General features: G+C 70.3%; 19 protein-coding genes. 9 read left to right on the top strand and 10 right to left on the bottom strand.

Annotation, left to right across the window (positions count from 1 at the left end; all coding sequences use genetic code 11):
* Positions 1-20: 20 nt before the first annotated feature.
* On the top strand, positions 21-932 hold the full coding sequence (locus tag ACY34I_RS33940) for a GNAT family N-acetyltransferase (RefSeq protein ID WP_462759254.1): 912 nt from the start codon (positions 21-23) through the stop codon (positions 930-932).
* A gap of 183 nt (positions 933-1,115) precedes the next feature.
* Positions 1,116-1,817, top strand: coding sequence for a hypothetical protein (locus ACY34I_RS33945; RefSeq protein ID WP_462759255.1), 702 nt, complete (start codon positions 1,116-1,118; stop codon positions 1,815-1,817).
* A gap of 290 nt (positions 1,818-2,107) precedes the next feature.
* Here the strand turns inward: ACY34I_RS33945 and ACY34I_RS33950 are convergent, their stop codons facing one another.
* Positions 2,108-2,455, bottom strand: a complete 348-nt coding sequence (locus ACY34I_RS33950) for a nuclear transport factor 2 family protein (RefSeq protein ID WP_462759256.1) — start codon at positions 2,453-2,455, stop codon at positions 2,108-2,110.
* A gap of 109 nt (positions 2,456-2,564) precedes the next feature.
* Between ACY34I_RS33950 and ACY34I_RS33955 the strand changes: the two genes are divergently transcribed.
* Positions 2,565-3,125, top strand: a complete 561-nt coding sequence (locus ACY34I_RS33955; RefSeq protein WP_462759257.1) for an SMI1/KNR4 family protein — start codon at positions 2,565-2,567, stop codon at positions 3,123-3,125.
* Between the two features lie 46 nt (positions 3,126-3,171).
* Here ACY34I_RS33955 and ACY34I_RS33960 read toward each other — a convergent pair whose 3' ends face one another.
* Entirely contained in the window at positions 3,172-4,548 is a 1,377-nt protein-coding gene (locus tag ACY34I_RS33960) for a transaminase (RefSeq protein ID WP_462759258.1), read from the bottom strand.
* A 166-nt stretch (positions 4,549-4,714) separates the two neighbouring features.
* On the opposite strand from ACY34I_RS33960, the gene ACY34I_RS33965 reads away from it, so the two are divergent.
* Together ACY34I_RS33965 and ACY34I_RS33970 are read left to right on the top strand one after the other, a co-directional pair.
* Entirely contained in the window at positions 4,715-5,587 is an 873-nt protein-coding gene (locus ACY34I_RS33965; protein WP_462759259.1) for an LLM class F420-dependent oxidoreductase, read from the top strand.
* 63 nt (positions 5,588-5,650) lie between these two features.
* Positions 5,651-6,076 (top strand): methyltransferase domain-containing protein, encoded by a 426-nt coding sequence (locus ACY34I_RS33970; RefSeq protein ID WP_462759260.1) that lies wholly within the window; start codon positions 5,651-5,653, stop codon positions 6,074-6,076.
* A gap of 66 nt (positions 6,077-6,142) precedes the next feature.
* On the opposite strand, the gene ACY34I_RS33975 is transcribed toward ACY34I_RS33970, so the two are convergent.
* The 4 genes from ACY34I_RS33975 to ACY34I_RS33990 all read right to left on the bottom strand — a co-directional run bounded on the left by ACY34I_RS33975 (position 6,143) and on the right by ACY34I_RS33990 (position 13,229).
* Entirely contained in the window at positions 6,143-8,731 is a 2,589-nt protein-coding gene (locus ACY34I_RS33975) for a M14 family metallopeptidase (protein ID WP_462759261.1), read from the bottom strand.
* A gap of 405 nt (positions 8,732-9,136) precedes the next feature.
* Positions 9,137-10,771 carry an amidase gene (locus ACY34I_RS33980; RefSeq protein WP_462759262.1) on the bottom strand — a complete coding sequence of 545 codons (1,635 nt, stop codon included), beginning with the start codon at positions 10,769-10,771 and terminating at the stop codon, positions 9,137-9,139.
* Positions 10,768-11,070, bottom strand: coding sequence for a hypothetical protein (locus tag ACY34I_RS33985; protein ID WP_462759263.1), 303 nt, complete (start codon positions 11,068-11,070; stop codon positions 10,768-10,770). Before ACY34I_RS33985 ends, ACY34I_RS33980 begins: the two co-directional genes overlap by 4 nt.
* A 173-nt stretch (positions 11,071-11,243) precedes the next feature.
* Positions 11,244-13,229: a potassium transporter Kup gene (locus ACY34I_RS33990; RefSeq protein WP_462759264.1), complete on the bottom strand. Its 1,986-nt coding sequence runs from the start codon at positions 13,227-13,229 to the stop codon at positions 11,244-11,246.
* Between the two features lie 210 nt (positions 13,230-13,439).
* Between ACY34I_RS33990 and ACY34I_RS33995 the strand changes: the two genes are divergently transcribed.
* Together ACY34I_RS33995 and ACY34I_RS34000 are read left to right on the top strand one after the other, a co-directional pair.
* Positions 13,440-14,297: a hypothetical protein gene (locus ACY34I_RS33995; RefSeq protein ID WP_462759265.1), complete on the top strand. Its 858-nt coding sequence runs from the start codon at positions 13,440-13,442 to the stop codon at positions 14,295-14,297.
* A 169-nt stretch (positions 14,298-14,466) separates the two neighbouring features.
* Positions 14,467-14,880, top strand: a complete 414-nt coding sequence (locus ACY34I_RS34000) for a trypsin-like serine peptidase (protein WP_462759266.1) — start codon at positions 14,467-14,469, stop codon at positions 14,878-14,880.
* Between the two features lie 104 nt (positions 14,881-14,984).
* On the opposite strand, the gene ACY34I_RS34005 is transcribed toward ACY34I_RS34000, so the two are convergent.
* Positions 14,985-15,845, bottom strand: coding sequence for an RNA-guided endonuclease InsQ/TnpB family protein (locus ACY34I_RS34005; RefSeq protein WP_462759267.1), 861 nt, complete (start codon positions 15,843-15,845; stop codon positions 14,985-14,987).
* Positions 15,745-16,119 (bottom strand): helix-turn-helix domain-containing protein, encoded by a 375-nt coding sequence (locus tag ACY34I_RS34010; RefSeq protein ID WP_462759268.1) that lies wholly within the window; start codon positions 16,117-16,119, stop codon positions 15,745-15,747. Before ACY34I_RS34010 ends, ACY34I_RS34005 begins: the two co-directional genes overlap by 101 nt.
* A 100-nt stretch (positions 16,120-16,219) precedes the next feature.
* On the opposite strand from ACY34I_RS34010, the gene ACY34I_RS34015 reads away from it, so the two are divergent.
* Entirely contained in the window at positions 16,220-16,393 is a 174-nt protein-coding gene (locus ACY34I_RS34015; RefSeq protein ID WP_462759269.1) for a hypothetical protein, read from the top strand.
* Between the two features lie 95 nt (positions 16,394-16,488).
* Here the strand turns inward: ACY34I_RS34015 and ACY34I_RS34020 are convergent, their stop codons facing one another.
* Both ACY34I_RS34020 and ACY34I_RS34025 read right to left on the bottom strand, forming a co-directional pair.
* Positions 16,489-17,874: an FAD-dependent oxidoreductase gene (locus ACY34I_RS34020; protein ID WP_462759270.1), complete on the bottom strand. Its 1,386-nt coding sequence runs from the start codon at positions 17,872-17,874 to the stop codon at positions 16,489-16,491.
* Positions 17,875-18,267: 393 nt separating this feature from the next.
* Complete coding sequence (locus ACY34I_RS34025) at positions 18,268-19,191, bottom strand: hypothetical protein (protein WP_462759271.1); 924 nt, start codon at positions 19,189-19,191, stop codon at positions 18,268-18,270.
* A 402-nt stretch (positions 19,192-19,593) separates the two neighbouring features.
* Here ACY34I_RS34025 and ACY34I_RS34030 point away from each other — a divergent pair, with 402 nt between their 5' ends.
* Positions 19,594-19,860, top strand: a complete 267-nt coding sequence (locus tag ACY34I_RS34030) for a hypothetical protein (protein WP_462759272.1) — start codon at positions 19,594-19,596, stop codon at positions 19,858-19,860.
* Positions 19,861-19,927: the final 67 nt, after the last annotated feature.

Here is a 19,927-nt window from a genome sequence, read left to right on the forward strand (position 1 = left end):
TGGATAGGTAGTTTTCTCAGATGACCGCTGTCCCGATGGCCACCTCGCACCTGCAGTTCTGCACCGATCCGGCCGAGTTTCTCGCCGCGGCCGGTGACCATCTGGCCGCCGATCCGGTGATCAGCACGGTCGTGGCCGGTGTCGCGCACCGGATGTCGGCGCGGCGGGCCGAGGGGATCGCGCCGCCCGACCGCGACTGGTGGTTGGTGGTCCGGGACGAGTCCGGTGCGGTGGTCGGTGCGGGGATGCGGACCGCGCCGTTCGCGCCGTACCCGCCGTTCCTGCTGCCGATGCCGGACGACGCGGCCGTGGCCCTGGCCCGCGTGTTGCACGAGCGTGGGGAGGAGGTGCTCGCGGTCAACGGGGCTCTTCCCGCCGTGCAGCTGTGCGCGGCCGAGCTGGCCCGGCTCAATGGGGGCCAGGTCCGGGTCAGCCAGCACACGCGGCTGCACGAGCTCGGGGCGTTGGTCCCGCCGGCGCCCGTGCCGGGCGGCTTGGTGGTCGCGACCGAGGACGACGTGGACCTGGTGACGGAATGGTTTGGCGCGTTCATGGGCGACGCCGACGAGCAGGCGGGCCGCCCGCGGGGGGTCAGCGCGCACGAGGTGCCCGAACGGGCGGAGTTGCTGCGCCGGCTCCGGGCTGGGCGGATGTGGTTCTGGGTCGACGAGGACGGGAAGCCGGTGCACCTGACGGGGGCGAACCCGCCGTCGTTCGGGGTCGCGCGGGTGGGCCCGGTGTACACGCCGCCGGCTCAGCGCGGGCGCGGTTGGGCCAGCAACGCGGTCGCCGAGGTGTCCCGGCGGATCCAGGACGAGGGTGCGCGGGTGTGCCTGTTCACCGACCAGGCGAACCCGGCCTCCAACAAGGTCTACGCCAGGCTCGGCTACCGGCCGTTGGTCGACATGGCCAACCTCGTCATCGTGCGCTGACGCCCGACCCGACCGCGGTACGGCGTTCCGCGTACCGGCCGTACGTTGCCGCGCGTAGCTCAGGTGTCGCTTCCGGTGGGATGGCCGGCGGCGCTGCGGCGGGCAGCATGCCTTTCGGATCGGTGCCGGGACGGCCCGCGGCAGGCGCCGTGTCTGGCAGCTACCTCGGAAGGAGTGACCAGCATGGTGACGCGCAGCGACCGGCGATGGGGTTGGTGGGGCATACTGTTCGTGCTCGCCTTCATCGCCAGCATCCCCGCCGGCAACGCCCTCCTGGCCGGCAAGGCCCTCTACCTGCCGGACGCGTCGGCGGCGGAGTTACGCGCCTTCTACCAGGACAACCTTGCGGCAGTGCTCGTCCAGTCGGCGTTGCAGGCGGTGGCGGCGGTGGCCCTGTACCAGTTCGGCCGCCGGGTCGGGGCGGCCCTTGAGCCCGCCGCCGGCCGGCGGGAAGCCGCCGTCGCGACCGCGGGGACGACGGCAGCCGCCGGATTTCTGTTCCTCTCCGTGGTCTGTTCGCTGCTGCTCCTGGTGGCCGCGCCATCCGCGGGCGCGGCGGTCGTCGCGGCGCTCGGAAAGGCCACCCTGCTCGCCGGCGGCCCGGTGCATCTCCTCGGCCTCTCCCTGCTCGTCACCGCCTCGTCCGTCGTCGCCCTGCGGTCCGGCACGCGTACCCGGTGGGTGTTCCACTATGGCCGCGTTGCCGGTCCGTTGCTGGCCCTGTCGATCATCTCGATCGGCTGGTCGCCGTTCGTGAAGGCGGAAGTCCTGTGGCGGCTGCTCGCCGTCATCTGGATCGTGGGGGTGGCGGTTGCTGCGCTGCGCGGCGGGATCAGCAGTGCTCACCCCGCCCGAGCGAGCGATGCCGTGGGCGCCCGTAGGTGACCCGCCTGGCCCGCTGCGGGGATGCTGACCTGCAGTACCTTCTCGATCGCCTTGGCCAGCGGTTCCGACATGTTGATGCCCTCGCCGGCTCGCACGGTCAGGACCAGTGTGGATCCACGGCATTTGACGGCCGGTCCGGCCAGCGGCAGTCCGACCCGGCCGGCCGCGGAGCCGTTGGTCAGTCACGATGGGCGGCGCGGCGAACCGGAGGCCGGACGTGCCGATGGCGTTCACGCCGAGTCCGGTGATTCCCTATGCGACTCACCGGTGGGCCAGCGGAGGGTGGTCGGCTACGCCGGTCGGAAGGGCCACTCCTCGAACGAGTTGCACCGCCGGTCCTCGGCAAAGCGCATGACCCACAGGTCGCGGTACTCCTGCTCGACCGGGTCGCCGTACCGGACCTCCACGCGCGCCACTGCGGTGTTGCCGTCGACCGCGACGATCTCGCTGGTCATGTGGAACACCTCGTCGGGGCTGTCGCGCTCCTTCTCCCACATCCGGGCGATGGCCGGCAGGCCGATGACCGGTGCCCGGTAGGGGCCCTGCAGGTAGCTCGCCTCTTCGGTGAAGATCGTGGCGAGCACCTCGGTCCCCGGCGTGCGCCACGCCTGCTCGTAGGCCGCGAGCCAGTCTGTCACCTGTTTCCGATCCACAGGTGTCCATCCTGCCAGGTGATCGGGTGCGGAGCGGCGGAGTCGAGCCACGCCGCGACGCGGCTGTCGGACCGCCGCGGCATGATCTGCGACCGTGACCGACTATCACGAGCTGCTGGGCCGCCTCGCCCGCCGGGCCGGCGAGGACGAACCCACCGTACCGCTGCGGGGTGGCCTGCCCGCTCCGCTCTCGCCCGCCAGGATCGCCGAGGCCGAACAGCGTCTGGGCTTCCCGCTGCACCCGTTGCTGGCCGCGATCTACCGCGATGTCGCCAACGGCGGCTTCGGCCCCGACTACCAGCTGCTCAGCCTGATCGATGGCCCGACCGAAGAGCAGGCGGTGGACTGCTACACCGAAGCGCGCACCGCGCACGCCGGCACCGAGTGGGCCTGGCCCAAAGGCGTCCTGCCGATCCTCACCTGGGGCTGCGGCATGTACGCGTGCGTCGACTGCCGCAGCGACGAGGGGACTGTGCTGCTCTTCGAACCCAACCCGGGAGATCCGGACGCCGCCTGGTGGATCGACTCACCCAGTCTCCGGCGGTGGCTCGAGCACTACATCCACGACACCGGCTGGTGGGTCAAGGCGGAGGAGGGCGAAGACCTCGACGACATGCCGCCCTGGCCGCACGCCAGGGCGAGGGCAGGCAGCTGACCGTTCCGCGGTCAGCATCCGCTGGCTCGCCATGGCAGCGCGCCGGTCAGTCGAGCAGCGCGGCGAGCGCGTCGGCGAAGACCTCGTGGTGTCGGGCGACGTCCTCGACGGTGGTCTGCGGGCACATCAGCGCCATGTTGTGGAACGGGGTCATCAGGATGCCCCGGTTGATCAGGTAGACGTGCAGGAAGTCCTCCAGGTCGGCGTCGGCGCAGGCCGCCGATTCGGTGCCGGTGCGGGGAGCCGGAGCGGCGAAGCGGTACTCCACCCGCGCGCCGAGCTGGCTCACCGACCAGGGCAGCGCGTATTCGTCGATGATCTTGCGGATGCCGTCGGCGAAGACGGTCGCCACGTCGATCATGCCGGCGAACGCGTCGTCGGTGAGCACCTCCTGCAGGGTGGCCCGGGTGGCCGCGATCGACACCGGGTTGCCGGCGAGGGTGCCCCCGACGCCGCCCATGTCGACCAGGTCGAGGTCCGCGCGGCCGGTCAACGCGGCGGCGAGTTCGGCGGACAGACCGTACGCGCCGACCGGGACGCCGCCGCCGATGGCCTTGCCGATCGTGACGACGTCCGGCGTGAGGCCCCACGCGGCGGTGGCGCCGCCCGGGCCGGCGGAGAAGGTGTGCGTCTCGTCGTTGATGAGGTAAACGCCGTGCTGCCGGGTGAGCGCGCGGACCCCGTCGAGGTAGCCGGGTTCGGGCAGCACGATGCCGATGTTGGTCAACGCCGGCTCCATCAGCACCGCGGCGACGTCGCCGTGGGCGAGTTCGCGGGCCAGCCCGTCCAGATCGTTGAACTCGGCCACCCGGCTGGTCACGGTCACGTCGCAGGGGGCGCCGACGTTGCCCTCACGGCTGCGCGGGCGTCCGTCCGGCCCGACCACGATCAGGGACTCGTCGACCGAGCCGTGGTAGCAGTAGCTGTTGACCAGGATGCGGGGTCGGCCGGTGACGGCGCGCAGCAGCCGGATCGCCCACCGGTTGGCGTCGGTGGCGGTCAGGGTGAAGCTCCAGGCGGGCAGCCCGAATCGACGGGTGAGCTCGGCCCCGACCGTCGCCGCCTCCTCGGTGGGCAGCATGGTGCTCGCGCCGCCGAGTTCGGCCAGTCGGCGGGTGACCGCGGCGACGACCGGAGCGGGCGAGTGCCCGGCCATGGCTCCGGTGTCGCCGAGGCAGAAGTCGCGGTAGTCGTTGCCGTCGATGTCGGTGAGGCGGGACCCGCGGGCCCGGTCCACGTAGACCGGGAAGCCTGCGGCGTTCTTGTTCATCCAGGTCATCGGCACCTTGCCGAACAGGTGCTCGGCGCGGGCGTACGCGGCGGCCGACCGGGGGTGCCGGTCGACGAACTCGGCCCGTTCGCGCTCCAGCAGGCTGTTGAGGCGGGCGCGGTCAACTCCGCCAGCTACGAAATCCGTCGGCATCCGGCGACAGTACCAACGGAATGACCAGCGAACCAGAGGCAGTGCGACTGATTCCCGCCTCACCGGGACAACGCCGCACCGCTGCCTCCCATCGCCCGGATGGGCGGAACAACCGGTGCCTGCCGGGCATGATGAGAGAAGCCACCCAGGAACTGGAGGGATGGGCATGAGGCTCGGCCTGCACTACTGGAACTTCTCCACGCCCGCCGACCCGTCGGAGATCGCCCCGGTCCTGGCGGAAACCGCCCAGATCGCGGAGCAGGCCGGGGTTTCCACGTTCACGGTGATGGACCACTACTTCCAGATGGAGTTCACGACGTCGGCCGAGGAGCCGATGCTCGAGGCCTACACCACCCTGGGCTACGTGGCCGCGAAGACGGAACGGATGGCGCTCTCCGCCCTCGTCACCGGGGTGATGTACCGCCACCCGGGCCTGCTCGCCAAGATCGTCACCACGCTCGACGTGCTCTCCGGCGGGCGAGCACGGCTGGGCATCGGCGCGTCGTGGTACGAGCGCGAGCAACGCGGCCTCGGCGTACCGGTCGTCCCGGTCAGCGAGCGCTTCGAGCGGCTCGAGGAGACGTTGCAGATCTGCCGGCAGATGTGGAGCGACGACAACGGCCCGTTCGACGGCAAGCACTACCAGCTGACCGAGACGCTGTGCGTGCCGGCGCCGATCAGCCGACCGCACCCCCCGATCATGGTCGGCGGCAGCGGCGAGAAGAAGACGCTGCGGCTCGTGGCCCGCTACGCCGACGCGTGCAACCTGTTCGGCGAGAGCCGCGCCCAGGTCGCGCACAAGCTTGACGTGCTGCGCGAACACTGTGCCGCCGAAGGCCGCGGCTACGACCGCATCGAGAAGACCGTGCTGGTCATGCGCCCGCCCCTGGCCGACGTCGACGCGTTCGTGGCCGAGGTGGCCGAGTACGCGACGCTCGGGGTGACCGAGGTGCAGACGATGCCCGACCGCCACCCGGTGGAGTTCGCGCAGCAACTGGCCGAGCAGCAGGTCGCGGCGCGACTGGCCGACCTGCCCTGAGTCACTCCGGTCGACGCGAGCGGCGCATCGGCCCCGACCGTGATCGTCGGCTAGCCTCCGGGGATGCCGGCACCGCTGTCGCCCCGCCTCACCGCGATCGTGAACGCCCTTCCTCTTCAGCCGCACTCCCGCGTCCTCGAGATCGGGTGCGGGCCCGGGGCGGCGGCACGAGCCGTCGCGGCTCGGCTCACCACCGGCCACATCCTGGCCATCGACCGATCCGCTGCCGCCATCGCACAGGCCGAAGCCGGTGCGGCGGCGTCCGGCCGCATGAGCGTCCGCCAGGTCGCCGCCGAAGATTTCGTCCTGCAGGCTGACGAAGAGCCGTTCGTTCTCGTGTTCGCCGTCCGCGTCGGTGCCCTCGACGGGCGGCATCCCCGGGCTGGTCAGCGGGTGCTGCGGCGGATCGCCAGGGCGACGACGGCGGACGCCCGACTCTTCATCGACGGCGGCGACCCGCTTCGTGAACTACCCATCCCGCGGTCGTGAGAACTGCCGACGACGCAGTGGTGGCCGGGCGCAGCAGTGCGCCCGGCCACCACGATCGAGGTCAGGTCAGCCCTGGCCCCCGAGGTACATCGCGTTGAACAGCAGCCGGTAGGTGCCGTGCGACTGGGCCCGGTGCTGCGGCTTGAAGCCGATCATCACCACGTTCCCGTCGCCCACCTTCGCCGTCACCACGGCGGCCTTCCCGCCGATGACGTCGTCACCGAGGAGGAAGCCGCTCTTCAGCAGGTTCGTCTTCGGCCAGGTGGCCGCCACGGTGACGCCCTGGGCGCCCTCGTCGACCTCGAACGCCGGGCCGTTGGCGACGAACGCGGACGCGGACGAGCCGAACCCGGCGCCGACCGGGTCGGTGGCGTCGACGTTGAGGTTCAGCACGGAACCGGGGATGTTGTACCGGGTGTCCGCCACGCCTTCGGTGACGTCCTTGACCGGCACGCCGAACGCCTTGATCGGCAGCTGGGCCGCCTTGTTCAGCGTCACGACCGTGCCGCCCGCCTCGACGAACTTCTTGAGGTTGGCCACGCCCGCGTCGGTCATCCCACCGGTGTACTCCGGCGGCAGCGACCCCGCCGTGCGGCCGTTGCGCATCGAGCTGTACGTGGCGTCGGGCAGCACGATCGTGTCGAACTTCGCCCGCAGATCGCCGGCTCGGACCGCGGCGTTCGTCAGCTTCTGGTACCCGAAGCCGAACTGGTCGAGGATGAGCCGGGTCCAACCCTCGTCGTAGTTGTTGAACCCGTCGTACAGGCCGATCCGGGGTGCGGCCAGCGTCGTCACCTGCGCCGGCTTGACGTCCACCGCCGCGATGCTGAGCCCCAGCCGGGTGGCCAGCGACGTCACCCGCGCGTCGGTGCCCGCCGCCGGCGTGACCAGGAACGTCCCAGCCGGCAGCGTGCCGGTGCGGGTAGTCACCTGGCCGCCGCTGCGGTAGACCTTCTCCCCCGCCGCGAGCAGCGAGTTCACGGCGGCGGAGCTGTCGTTGACGCGTGAGTCGAGGGCGTAGGCGTACTTCGGTGCGCCCGCCACCACCCCGGCCGGCACGGTCGGCCAGTCCACCTGGCGGGTGGTGGCCGCGACCGGCTGGTTCAGCTTGTCGACCGTGACGCCCATCTGGAACGACAGGGTGTAACCGGTGATGTCGTACGGCGGCTCCAGCGGGCCACCGGGGTAGAGCCGACGGTCCGGGTACTTCTGCGCGTTGAGCAGGTCCAGGACCGCCGCCCGGTAGGGCTGCGCCTCACGGACGACGTAGCTGCCGGCCGGGTAGGTGCGGTTGCCGACGGTGAACGAGCTCACCGCCTGCTCGACCCGGATGTTGTTCCACCGCAGCTTGTCCACCAGCTTCGTGGCGGTCGGGAAGTCCGCCTGGTCGGCCGGGATCACGTAGGTGGTCTTGCTGCCGTCACGCGCCCCGTCGCGGGCCATCTGCGACACCCCGTAGAGCAGGGACTCCCGGTCGTCGCTGGCCACCCGCAGCATCGCCCACGAGGCCGTCTTGATGTAGTCGCAGCTCTGCGACAGGTGCCACTCGCCGCCCTTCCAGGGGCTGGGGTAGAACACCGACGGCTCGCTGGTCGAGGTGCCGTCCGCGAAGGTCTTCGGGAAGGTCGCCGGGTCGTAGACCCGCGGCGTCGCCGAGGCGTGCGCCGTCTCGGTGAGGATGCCGATCTGGTTGTGGTAGTACGGCGCGGTCCGCGCGCCGCCGTTCCACCAGATGTCGTACGACTGGCGCGCCAGCGCGCCGCCCTTGTCCTCCCGCTCCAGCCGCTGTCCCATCGCGTCGCCGACGAGGTTGACGCCGCGGACGACCTGGGGGTGGATGTTCGGGTTCAGCGGATCCTCGTAGGGCGGGATGCTGATCCGCGCCGGGAAGACCGCCGTCTGGTGCACGTTGTGCATGACCTGCGGGATCCACTCGTGGAACAGCTGACGCCCGATGTTCTGGGTTTCCTGCAGGTTGAACATGTACCAGTCACGGTTGTTGTCGTGCCCGGCGTACTTCTGGTAGAGCTCCGGATAGCCGGCGTCCTGGTAGGGACCGCCGAGATTCTGCCGGTACCATTCGGCCACCTTGGTGCCGCCGTCCGGGTTGACGTTCGGCACGAGCAGGGTGATGACGTTGTCCCGGATCGCGCGTGCCTCGGGCGTCTCGCTGGTCACCAGGTCGTAGGCGAACTGCGGGGCGGTCTGGTGACCGGCCACCTCGGTGGAGTGGATGCCGAAGTCGACCCAGGCGATGGCCTTGCTGTTCTTCGCCAGGTCCCGTGCCTCCGACTCGGAGAGTGTGTCGCCCTGGGACAGCCTCACCGAGGTCTGGCGGTAGCGCTCGAGGTCCTTGTCCTTGAGGTTCTTCTCGGAGGAGACGATGGCCATCAACTGCGGCCGGCCCTCGCTGGTCTTGCCGATCTCGACCAGCTTCATCCGGTCGCTGGCCTTGTCGAGCGCCCGGTAGTAGTCGGCGATCTGCTCGTAGGTGGCCAACTTGTAGTCCGCGCAGGGCACCCACCCGATCACCGACTCCGGCTTCGGTACGCGGTCCCCCGCGCTGGCGACGGTTCCCGAGGTCAGCACCGGCGTACCGATCAACGTCAGTACGCAGGCGACCGGCAGCGCCGTCCGCGACAGTCTTCGTTTCACCTGACACCCCTTCACAGCACAGTGCACAACGGAAAAGGGTCCGACAGGGGCGGCCGCACCAGATCGGGTGAGATCGATTCAACCGGCTTCGATCATTTTCAGGAACGCCCGCCGCGGCAATTGAGCAAATCTTGAGCCTTGCTGATGTCGCCGGCCCCAGCCGGACTGGCTGCGGCGACAGCACGCGGACCAGCAGCGGGGCGGCTCAGGAGAACCCCGCTTGCCCCGCTGCGGTCTCGCCGCAATTCGTCTCCCCCGCCCGGGGAGGTAGGTGAACGCAGGGCGTCGTTTCAACGGCACGGGAGAACTGCGGTCGAGGTTTTCCGCGACCGCAGCGCAGATATTCGCTTCGCGATCCAGCGTGGAACAACGGAGGGCGGGAGCCGCCTCCCGCCCTCCGTCCGGCTACTGGGTGAGTTCGGCGACCTGCTCGGCCGTCAGCCGAAGCTCCTGTGTCGGTGCTTCCGCGCGTGCCCTGGTTGGGGCGGGCGGGTCGGCGGGGCGCCGCAGGTGCCAGTCCGTCGTCGCCTGGTACGCGGCCACCACCGACAACAGTCGGTCCTCGGCGTACGGCAGGCCGCCGAGGATGGTGCCGATCGGCACGCCGGCGGCGGTGAACCCGATCGGGAAGGCGATCTCCGGCAGGCCGAGGATGTCGAACGGCACCGGGTCGGTCTGCACCACCACGTCGCACAGGTCGAACAGGTCGTTGAGGACCCGTTCCATCAGCAGCAGCTTGGCTCGCTGGCCCGTGAGGAACTCGTTGCCGCCCAGCAGCGCTCCCTGCAGCCAACTGGTCACCGACACGCCGAAGCCGCGCAGGTCGGTGCGCAGGTACGGCATGAACGGCTCGCTGCGCTCCGGCAGCCGGATGTTGTTGAAGGTGCCGCCGGTCAGTTGGTTCCACCCCTCGGGCAGCGGAACGTCCACGAGGGTGGCGCCGGGTAGCTCGGCGAGCTGGGCCAGGTAGGCCTGGCGGGCCGCCGCGGTGGCCGAGGTGCCGTTGGTGAATCCGGGCAGCACCCCGATCCTGGTGTTCCAGCGCAGCTTGACCCGGTTCCTTCGGTACACCGGGGTGGCCGCGTCGATCAGATCGGGCACGTCGGGCAGCCCCTGGCTGCGCGGGTCCGCCGGGTCCGCACCGGCCATCGCGGTGAGCATGATGGCGGCGTCCTTGGCGTCGCGCGCCAGCGGGCCCGGATGGTCGCGGGTGTAGCTGAGCGGGATGACGCCGGCGGCCGAGACCCGCCCCATGGTCGGTTTGAGCCCGGTCAGGTTCTGCGCGTTCGAGGGGGCGGTGATCGAGCCACCGGTCTGGGTGCCGATGCCGGAGGTTGCCATCCGTCCGGCGACCGCGGTGGCGGTGCCGGTGGATGAGCCGCCGGGGTCGGTGTTGCGGTTGGTCGGCGTCCAGGCGTTCACCGTGGTGACCACGCCGGCCGGGGTGGTGGCACGGGTGGTGGCCAGCGGGCCCATCTGCGTCTTGCCGAGGACGATGGCGCCGCCCGCCTTGAGCCGGGCCACCGCGGTCGCGTCGTACGGCGGCACGAAGTCCTTGAACAGGAAGGAGTTCGCGGTGGTGAGGACGCCTTCGGTGTAGTAGTTGTCCTTGATCGCCAGGGGTATGCCGTGGAGCGCACCGGGTCGCGGCGCGCGGGCGGCGTCGCGGGCTGCCGCGATGGCCGCGTCGGCGAGCACCAGGTTGAAGGCCTGGTACGTGCCGTCGTACGTGGAGATGCGTGCCAGGTACGCCTCGACCAGTTGCTCGGGGGTCAGCTTGTTGGCGCGGATGAGCCAGGCTGCCTCGGCGATGGTCAGCTCGGTCGGATCGGCGACGGCCTCCGGCCGGGGCTGGGTGTAGGCGTTGGGCTGGTCCAGGGCCTGGTTCCGCGTCCCCGGGTTCACGGTCAGGGCGCTGCTCGCCACCGCCATCGAGGGTGCGGCGACGGTGGCGCCTGCGGCAGAGGCGACGGCCAGCGCGGCAGCGCGGGCCAGGAACGCCCGGCGGTCGATCGAGCGGTCGAGTGGTTCGACGGTCATGCCTTCCGCCATTCTGCGCTGTTCGAGGGGTACAGGATCGGCACGTGTTGCTGCGACAGCGCTTTCCCGACCGCGGGGTCCGTCGTGCCGGGGGCGGGCATCTGGTACGCGGCCAGCGCCGCCACGGTGCCGCGCAGGAACGAGCGCAGCGAGGCGAGCACCGACTCCTGCCCGGGCGAGCCGGTTTCCGGGTCGGGGGTGCTGCCGGGCGGGAGTTGGTCGAGATCGATACCGAGTGCGGCCAGCCGAGCCCGGATCAGGACGTTCAGCTCGGCATCGGTGGGCGGAGTGGGGGCCATGGGTGCTCCTCTGGTGCTGCACGTCGCCGTGTTCCATCGAAGTGAGCTGAACCTAGGCCGGTCACCGCGCGTGGGCGCACTGCGGGCGGGGAAATTGAGGGACTCTTGAGCCTGCCGGTCCGACGTGGACGACAGCGAACCGCACCACTGTCGGGCGCGGCGCCCGGCGTGGTTCAGACGGGGACCTCGGCGCTCAGCACGATGGTCTGTTCCTGGGGCAGGTGAAGGAATTCGGCCTGGCTGGCGGCGTTGTGGGCGAGCCCGATGAACAGGCGTTTCCGCCAGGTGGCCATCCCGGGCTGCTGCGTGCACCGCAGAGTGATCCTGGAGACGAAGTAGGAGACCTGGTCGAGGGCGATCCCGCTGGCCAGGGGGTGGCTGGCGACGCGGCGCAGCACCTCGGGGAAGTCGGTGGGGTCCTGGAAGCCGAAGACGGCGCTGACGTGGAGGATGCCGTCATTCGGGTCGCCGAGGTCGTCGACGGTCAGGCGCTGCTCCCAGGGAATGTGTGGGACGTTCGCGGTACGACCGGAGATGAGCACGATTCGCTCGTGCCGGACGTGGTTGTGCGCGACGTTCGCGCGCAGTGCCAGCGGCGTCGTCTCCTTGTTCGGGTGCGGGAACACCGCCGTGCCCGGCACCCACGGGATGTTCGCGCGGTGCAGGGTGTCGATGAACTCAGCCAGTGGACCTTCCCGTTCGGCGCGTCGCGGGGTGACCAGCGCGGCGCCACGCCGCCACGTCACCAGGATGGTGAACAGGACGACCGCGATGAACAGCGTCAGCCAGCCACCGTGACTGACCTTGGCCAGGTTCGCGGCGAAGAAGACCAGCTCGATGCTGCCGAAGACCACCCCGAACAGCACCACCCGCCGAGCGGACCAGCGCCACAGCATCCGCGCGACGACCAGGACCAGGGTCGTGGTGATCAGGAACGTGCCGGTGACCGCCACCCCGTAGGCGGCGGCGAGTTTCGTGGACGAACCGAAGGCGAACACCACCACCAGGACCCCCGCGAACAGGCTCCAGTTGATCCCGGGCAGGTAGATCTGCCCGTACTCCCGTTGAGAGGTCTGCCGGATGCGCAGGTGGGGCAGGAAACCCAACCGCATCGCCTCCCGGGACACAGAGAAGGCCCCGGAGATCACCGCCTGGGACGCGATCACGGTGGCCACGGTGGCCAGGACGACCATCGGCAGCCGCGCCCACTCCGGCACCAGCAGGAAGAACGGATTGGCCCGGCTGTCCGGCGCGCGCAGGATGAGCGCGCCCTGGCCGAGGTAGTTGAGGGTCAACGCGGGAAACACGATCGCGAACCAGGCCCGGCGGATCGGGGCGCGACCGAAGTGACCCATGTCGGCGTAGAGCGCCTCGGCGCCGGTGATCGCCAGCACCACCGCACCCATCGCGACGAACGCGATGACCGGATGTTCCACGACGAACAGGACCGCATACGTCGGTGACAGGCCGGCCAGGATGCTCGGGTGACGCAGCACCTCGGCCGCGCCGACCACGCCCAGGCAGGCGAACCAGAGCAGCATGATCGGCCCGAACACGTTCCCGACTCGTCCAGTGCCCCAGCGCTGCCCGGCGAACAGCACGGTGAGGATCGCCGCCGACAGCGGCAGCACGACCACCGCCAACTGCGGGGAGGAGACCTCCAACCCTTCGACCGCCGACAGCACCGAGATCGCCGGGGTGATCACGCTGTCGCCGTAGAAGAGGGCGGCGCCGAGCGCCCCGAGCGCCAGCACGGTGGCGGCTCGCCGGCCACCGGCGTTGCGCAGCGCCCGTCGGGCGAGAGCGGCCAGGGCCATCACCCCGCCCTCGCCGTCGTTGTCGGCCCGCAGAATGAAGATCACGTATTTGATCGACACGATCAGGGTGATCGACCAGAAGACCAGCGAGATCACCCCGAACACGTCACGGTCGTTCGGCACCAGGCCGCGATCGAGCGTGAAGACCGTCTTCAACGCGTACAGCGGGCTGGTGCCGATGTCGCCGTACACCACACCCAGCGCACCCAGCAGCAGGGTCAGCCCGGCCGCTTTCCCCGCGCTCGGCGGACCCGCCAGCGACGTCTGGGACGCGGTCCCACCGTCCTCGGTTGGCCCGCTGCCGCCCGCCGCCGGCTGCTCGTCGTTCGCTCGCTCCGACACCCCACAGGCATACCAACCCGCATGCCGCTCCCTACCCGGAAACCGGAACTGGGCGGAGGTGATCTGTCTTCGTGGTGAGCCCTTCCGCACGGGTAGCGGCGTGGTGCGGCACGGGGATGGCCTGCACGCGGTGGCAGGTGCGCGTGCGCAGCGGAATCGCCGCAGGATAGGACAGCAACGGCTGCTGTCCCTGACTCAAGGAGCCCACGAGTGCGTGTCAGCATGGCGACCAGCCCCGGTGCGGCCGGGCAGCCGAACGAGGACTTCGCCGGCGCTGTTCCCGGCGCCGTTGTGTTGCTGGACGGCGCCGGCATCCCGGGAACCGAGTCGATCTGCTCCCACGGTGTCGCCTGGTACACCCACCGTCTCGGCGGCGCGCTGCTCGGGCGGCTGTCGCGGGACGACGGGCGCGACCTCCCGGCGATCCTCGCCACCACGATCGCCGAGATAGCCGCCGATCACCGGGACACCTGCGACATCACGAACCCCAGCAGCCCCCAGGCGACCGTGGTGATGGTCCGCGCCCACCGAGGCCGGCTGGACTATCTGCTGCTCGCGGATTCCTTCCTCGTCCTCGACCAGGTCCGCGGTGGCCCGCAGGTCATCACCGACGAGCGTGAGGTCACCGCTCGGCGGATCTGCTCGGCGCCGTTGGAAGGCGTTCCTCGGGGAACGCCGGAGTACGACCGCATCCGAGACTCCTGCGTCGAGGCGCTGCGGGCTCGCCGGAACCGGCCGGGCGGCTACTGGATCGCCAAGGACGACCCGCACGCGGCGGCGGAAGCGGTGACCGGCAGCCGGCCCCTGCATGACCTGGCCGGCGTCGCGCTGCTCAGCAACGGCGCCAGCCGGATCGTCAGCCCGTACGCCCTGACCGACTGGCCCGGCGTGCTGGACCTGCTCAGCGCCAACGGGCCGGCCGACATCATCCGCCGCGTCCGGCAGGCCGAAGCCCGCACCTCCGCAGGCCCCGATGCTTCGATGCCTGATGACGCCACGGTGGTCCACTGCACCCACCTGCCGCGCTCCGACGCCGGCGCACCGTCCCAGCCAGCAGGCAACCGCTGATGCCGCTCTCAGGACGCGGCAACCCCTGCACAATCATCCGTAATAGTCAATGCACTGGCGCAAATGATCGACCGATTTCGTCACATCTTCCGTCATCTTACTACTTGATCTTAAAGAGACGACGGTTAATACATATACGGGCGGCAACTATGTCTGCTCGGCGACCATCGTGAACACCGAGGGCAAGTCCGAGGTGTGGACCGCCGGTCACTGCCTCACCGGCAACCGGGCGTGGGCGACCAACTGGACCATCGTCCCGAACTACAACAATGGATCGGCCCCCTACGGCTACTGGTACGCCACACAGCTGTGGACGACCACGGCTTGGTTCAACAACAACGGCGACTTCGCCAACGACGTCGGGTCGGCGGTGATGGCCCGCAGCAACGGCTGGCGGATCACCGACTACCTCGGTGGCCAGGGAATTGCCTGGAACTACCCGATCGGCCAGTACGACTACGCCTTCGGCTACCCGGCGGCGTCCCCGTTCAACGGTGAGGTGCTCACCGCGGAGAACGGCCCCACCTACGACGGGGGCGGTGGCACCTACATGCTCAACTACTTGACATGCTCCCGGCCCTGAAGGGCTGGGATTCTCACGGTCGCCCGTGAGGTTTCCTGTTTCATCGCCGGCTGCCTTTCCGGGAGGATTTTCCCTTGAGGTCTTCTGTCAGCTCCGCAGGCGTTTTACCTCTCCGCCAGCCCGGCGGCGAGGATGTTCTTGGCAGCGTTAATGTCCCGGTCGTGCTCGACCCCGCAACCCGGGCACGTCCAGGAGCGCTCGTTGAGGGCGAGCGCGGTGTTGATCCGTCCGCAGGTCGAGCAGGTTTTGGACGTGGGCAGCCACCGGTTGACGGGGATCACCTCACGCCCGTACCAGTCGGCCTTGTACTCCAGCATCCTGCGGAACTGGCCCCAGCCTGCGTCGGAGATGACGCGGGCCAGGCGCCGGTTGCGGAGCATGTTCCGCACGCTGAGGTCTTCGATCGCGACCGTTTGGGTCTCACGGACGAGTCGAGTGGTCAGCTTGTGCAGGTGATCCCGCCGCCGGTCGGCGATACGGGCATGAATCCGGGCCACCTTCAGTCGGGCCTTCGCCCGGTTCGCGGAGCCTTTCTGTTTGCGGGCCAGGTCCCGCTGAGCCTTGGCCAGCTTCCGCTGGTCGGCCTGCCCGTAACGCGGGTTGGCCACCTTGCCGTGCTCGTCGCTCATTCCGGGGATCGGTTGGGACAGGGTGAGCAGGCTGGTGATACCCGCGTCCACACCAACCTCCGCCGCAACCGGCGGCAGCGGCTTCACCATCGGGTCCTCCACCAGGATGGACACGAACCAGCGGCCGGCAGCGTCCCGGGACACCGTGACCGTCGACGGCTCCGCCCCCTCCGGCAGGGGCCGCGACCACACGATGTCCAGCGGCGTGGTCATCTTGGCCAGGGTGAGCTGACCGTCACGCCAACGAAACGCGGAGCGCGTGTACTCCGCCGACGCCCTGGATTTGCGCTTGGACTTGAACCTCGGGTACCGGGCCCGCTTGTCCCAGAACGCCACGAACCCGGCCTGCAAATGCCGCAGCGTCTGCTGCAACGGCCGAACTGACCTCGTTCAGGAACGCCAGCTCATCGGTGCGTTTCCACTCGGTCAGCCACCCCGAGGACTGCACGTACGTGGTGCGCTGACGGTCGACCGCCCACGCCCGGGTGCGGGCTTCCAACGCCCGGTTGTACACCAGACGCACGCACCCGAAGGTGCGGTTCAACTGCTCAGCCTGCTCTGGAGACGGGTAGAAGCGGTACTTGTACGCCCGCTTCACCGCATCACCCATTCCTCACATTCTAGCAGCTGTCCATATGAGACGATCACCGAAGGGAGGGGCGGCGTTTCCTCCCGGCCGTAAACGGCCGGGTTTCCACGCCGCAATTCCGATGACCGGTGGCTCGTCCGGCGGCGGCTGGCTGATGTCGTTCGACGGCAACTGGGGCTACCTCAACGGGCACAACGACTTCAAGTACAACACCCTGCCGCAGTACATGTTCTCGCCGTACTACGGCAAACAGGTGGCGGACCTGTACAACACCGTCCGGAACATCTCCAGCTGACCGGGACCGGATGGCACCCGGTCCGGCTGGACCGGGTGCCATCCGCCGGGCAGGCCCTACGGGCTACCCCCGGCCACCCACCCGCGATGCCCGGGTCATGGGGCGACCAACTCCTCGACCCGCGCCGGCGGCGCCACGGGGACCACCGGAGGCGTGGCACGACGGCCTGACCAGAGCACCCGGGCGACGACCCCGGGGGCGAAGAGCCCCGGCGGCGGCGTCATCAGGTTGGCGACGCTCAGGAAACGCCGCCCGACGGCGGGGTGCCGCGCGGCGGCGGCGTGCAGCCGGGCGACGTACCCGTTGAGGAACCGGGTCCGGCGGCTGCGCGGCCCGACGACTGTCGGATGACGCAGGTCCCCGCCGACGGCCATGTCCCACGGCACGTCCACCACCTTCGCCGCTGCCGCGAAGAAGCGGCGGGGCAGCTCCCGCCGGCCCTGCCGGAGGCAGTCGCGCAGCACCATCGCCTCCGCCGCGGCCACCGTCATGCCCTGCCCGTACGCCGGGTTGAAGCTGCAGATCGCGTCGGCGACCGCGAGGAAGCCCTCGGGCAGGCGGGCGAGGTGCTCGTAGCGGCGGCGCACGCTGGTTGGCAGCCGCATCCGCTTCGGTGGGCCGAGCGGCTCCGCCCGGCTCAGCAGCGCGTGCAGCTCCGGGGCGGGCAGCCGCCCGGCGAAGGCGAGGTAACCCTCGGGGTCGACCGGCGGGGCCTGGTCCGCGCCGACGCCGAGCAGCGTGATCATCCACCGGTCGCCCTCCGCCGAGATGGCGACACCGCCGTACGGGGCGGCCGGCGACGGGCTGCAGACGACGGCGGCGAAGTTGGTCTCGCCCGGAATGCGGCGGTAGTCGCGGGAGACGTACACGGTCTGGGGGTCCACCCGGTCCTCGACGGGCGGCTGGTAGCCGAGCTCGGCGAGCCAGGTGGGGCCGCGGTTGCCGCGGCCGGTCGCGTCCACGACCAGGTCGGCGGCGTGGCGCTCCTCCCGATCGCCACGGGGCAGGATCCGCGCGCCCGTGACGGCGCCGCCGTCGGCGTCGGTGAGCAGCCCCAACGCCTCGCACCCGTCGCGGACCTCCACGTTGGGCAGGGCGCGGACCCGTTCCCGCACGTACGCCTCCAGGGCGCGCCGGCTGACGCAGAGCCCCTCCAGCCCGGAGGCGACCCGGGGGATCCGGTGTCCGTCGTTGACCCAGACGCAGTCACGCTGGATGTCGATGGCGGCCGCCCCCTGGGCGGTCAGGTCCGCGGTGAGGCCGGGGAAGAGCTCCTCCAGGATCTGGCGACCCCGGGCGAGCAGGCCGTGGGCGTGCCCGCTCTGCGGCACACCCTTGCGGTCGACGGCCTCCGCCGGCAGCTCGTCCCGGTCGAAGACGATCACCTTCGCGTACGACTCGCTCAGCACCCGCGCGGCGAGCAGGCCCCCGATGCTGCCGCCGAGGACGATCGCCTGCCCGGTCACATTGGTGGTGGACACGGTTGACTCCGTTTCATCAAAATGAGTGCCTACAGTGAGCGGCACGCGCCGCCGCAGGAAAAGCGAATTGGCGGACGGCTAGCTGACAGTGAATTTCCCGTCAGCGGATTCCACCCTTTCCGATCTGTCAGCCAGTCGACCGATCGCCGGCAAAGTCCCTGCTCAAGGCACATCTTCCGGCCACCACATCGGCGTGGTGACAGATATCTCAGTCGCCTACCGGTCAATTTCCGCCGGCTGCCACCACGCCAAAAGGAGGACGGAGCAACCTGACCGATCGGGCACCGCAGGAAGGCGGGTCAGGCAACTGCCGCCAGCGACGAGGATGACCACCCATCAGGATTGCCAGACGCTCCACGCGCCGAATCCGGCAGCGAACCGACCAGCGGGTTGCTACCGCTTTCCGGTACGGCGCGACCGGGTCATCCCGATCAGTCCCGCGACGGCCAGGCCCAGGCCGATGATCCCCACAGCGCCGACCATCGCCGCCTTCCCGCGGCTGCCCGGTGGGTCGCCGACCTTCGCGGCGGTGGGAGTGGGCGCTGCCACCTCAGCGCTCGCGGAGGCGACCACCGGCACGGGATAGCGAAGGATGGTCGGCTTCGTGCCCGGCGGCTGGTCGGCGGTTTCGGAGACGGTGAGCAGGAAGCGGCCGTCCCGGCTGTAGGTGATCGACTCGCCCTGAGGTTCGTCGGGCAGCGGCACGATTCGCGGGGTGCCGCTCGTCAGGGCAGCGATGAGGTCGCCGTCGACGTCGAACTCGAACGCGTCGGCGTAGGTGCGCAGCACCACGCGGCGCCCGTCCGGCGCCGTGGCCGCGCCGGTGACCAGTCCGCCGAGGAACGCGAACGGATTGCTCGTGGTGGTGTGCGGCAGTCGCACCTGTCCGACCCGTTCCAGGGGCACCGTCGCACCGGGCTTCAGGTCGCCGGTCGGGGCGTACAGGCCGGCGGCGTCGCCCTGCTTGGTCACGATGACGGGCCGGCCGCCGTTGATCAGCAGCGCTTCGGCGTCGTGCGGGCCGTCCGGGTAGGTCATGCGGTGCAGCACCGGCCGCTCAGCGCCCGGTGGCAGCTTCCACAGCGCGACGGTCTTCCGGGTGCGATCGTTGTCGCCGATGTCGGCGACCCAGAGCGTCCCGTCGGGGTCGACGGCGAGGTCCTCGGTGTCCCTCGGGCGCGAGGGATAGCGCACCGTCCGCACGACGTCGCAGTCGGCGTCGAGAAAGAAGATCCGGCGGCGCGGCTCCTCGTCGGCGCTGTCGTTGACCACGACGAACCCCGTGCCGGTGGCGACCATCCCGGAGATCTCGGTCAACCGACCGTCTCGCACCTGGCACACGGGGGTCGATGACGCGCTGGCGGTTGGCGCCGGAGACGGGGCTGCCGCCGCCCGACCCGGAACGGACGCCACGACCAGGACCGCCACAGCGACCACTGCTCCCGCGCGCCCGGGCAAGGACTCCCCGTGTCCGGCCACCTTCCGTGCCCTCCTTCACCGCACCTGGCGTTCGTCCCGCACCTCGCGGGCACACCTGACGACAGCGGCCAGGTTCGGGATGGTGACGTGTGCCATCCGGAGCGTCCACCGTAGCGGCAGCCGTACGCCGCCGGATCCGGCCGGGGCACCCCGGCGCGCGGCGCCCGTCCGACGACCGACCCGGCGGCGACCGGCCGCCGCAGGATTAGCGGCCCGCACCACCTGGGTACAGAGCGCCGAGTGAAACCGACCCACCGGCTGATCATCGCGGCCACGGCGCTGCTCGGGCTCTGGGCCGGCCTGGCATATCAGGTGTCGCAGCCACCGGACACGTCCGGCTATGCGCGGATGGTGCTGCAGGTGGCCACGTCGGCGCACGACGCCGCCACCACCGGAGTGCTCGTCGGCCGCCAGCAGTTGCGGGACCACGTCACCGACGCCTTCGCCGCCACGGCCTACGACGACGCGGTGTTCCACCCGCTGCAGTTGACATCCTCCCGGCCCTGAAGGGCCGGGAGTCTCACGGTCGCCCGTGAGGTTTCCTGTTTCATCGCCGGCTGCCTTTCCGGGAGGA

The sequence above is a fragment of the Micromonospora sp. RTBAU3-60 genome (assembly GCF_054963695.1).

Excerpts from the sequence above, each read along its gene's own strand:
- ACY34I_RS33940 (WP_462759254.1), top strand. The coding sequence starts at position 21 with ATGACCGCTGTCCCGATGGCCACCTCGCACCTGCAGTTCTGCACCGAT.
- ACY34I_RS33945 (WP_462759255.1), top strand. The coding sequence starts at position 1,116 with ATGGTGACGCGCAGCGACCGGCGATGGGGTTGGTGGGGCATACTGTTC.
- ACY34I_RS33960 (WP_462759258.1), bottom strand. The coding sequence starts at position 4,548 with ATGCCGACGGATTTCGTAGCTGGCGGAGTTGACCGCGCCCGCCTCAAC.
- ACY34I_RS33965 (WP_462759259.1), top strand. The coding sequence starts at position 4,715 with ATGAGGCTCGGCCTGCACTACTGGAACTTCTCCACGCCCGCCGACCCG.
- ACY34I_RS33970 (WP_462759260.1), top strand. The coding sequence starts at position 5,651 with ATGCCGGCACCGCTGTCGCCCCGCCTCACCGCGATCGTGAACGCCCTT.
- ACY34I_RS33980 (WP_462759262.1), bottom strand. The coding sequence starts at position 10,771 with ATGACCGTCGAACCACTCGACCGCTCGATCGACCGCCGGGCGTTCCTG.
- ACY34I_RS33985 (WP_462759263.1), bottom strand. The coding sequence starts at position 11,070 with ATGGCCCCCACTCCGCCCACCGATGCCGAGCTGAACGTCCTGATCCGG.
- ACY34I_RS34010 (WP_462759268.1), bottom strand. The coding sequence starts at position 16,119 with ATGGGTGATGCGGTGAAGCGGGCGTACAAGTACCGCTTCTACCCGTCT.
- ACY34I_RS34015 (WP_462759269.1), top strand. The coding sequence starts at position 16,220 with ATGACCGGTGGCTCGTCCGGCGGCGGCTGGCTGATGTCGTTCGACGGC.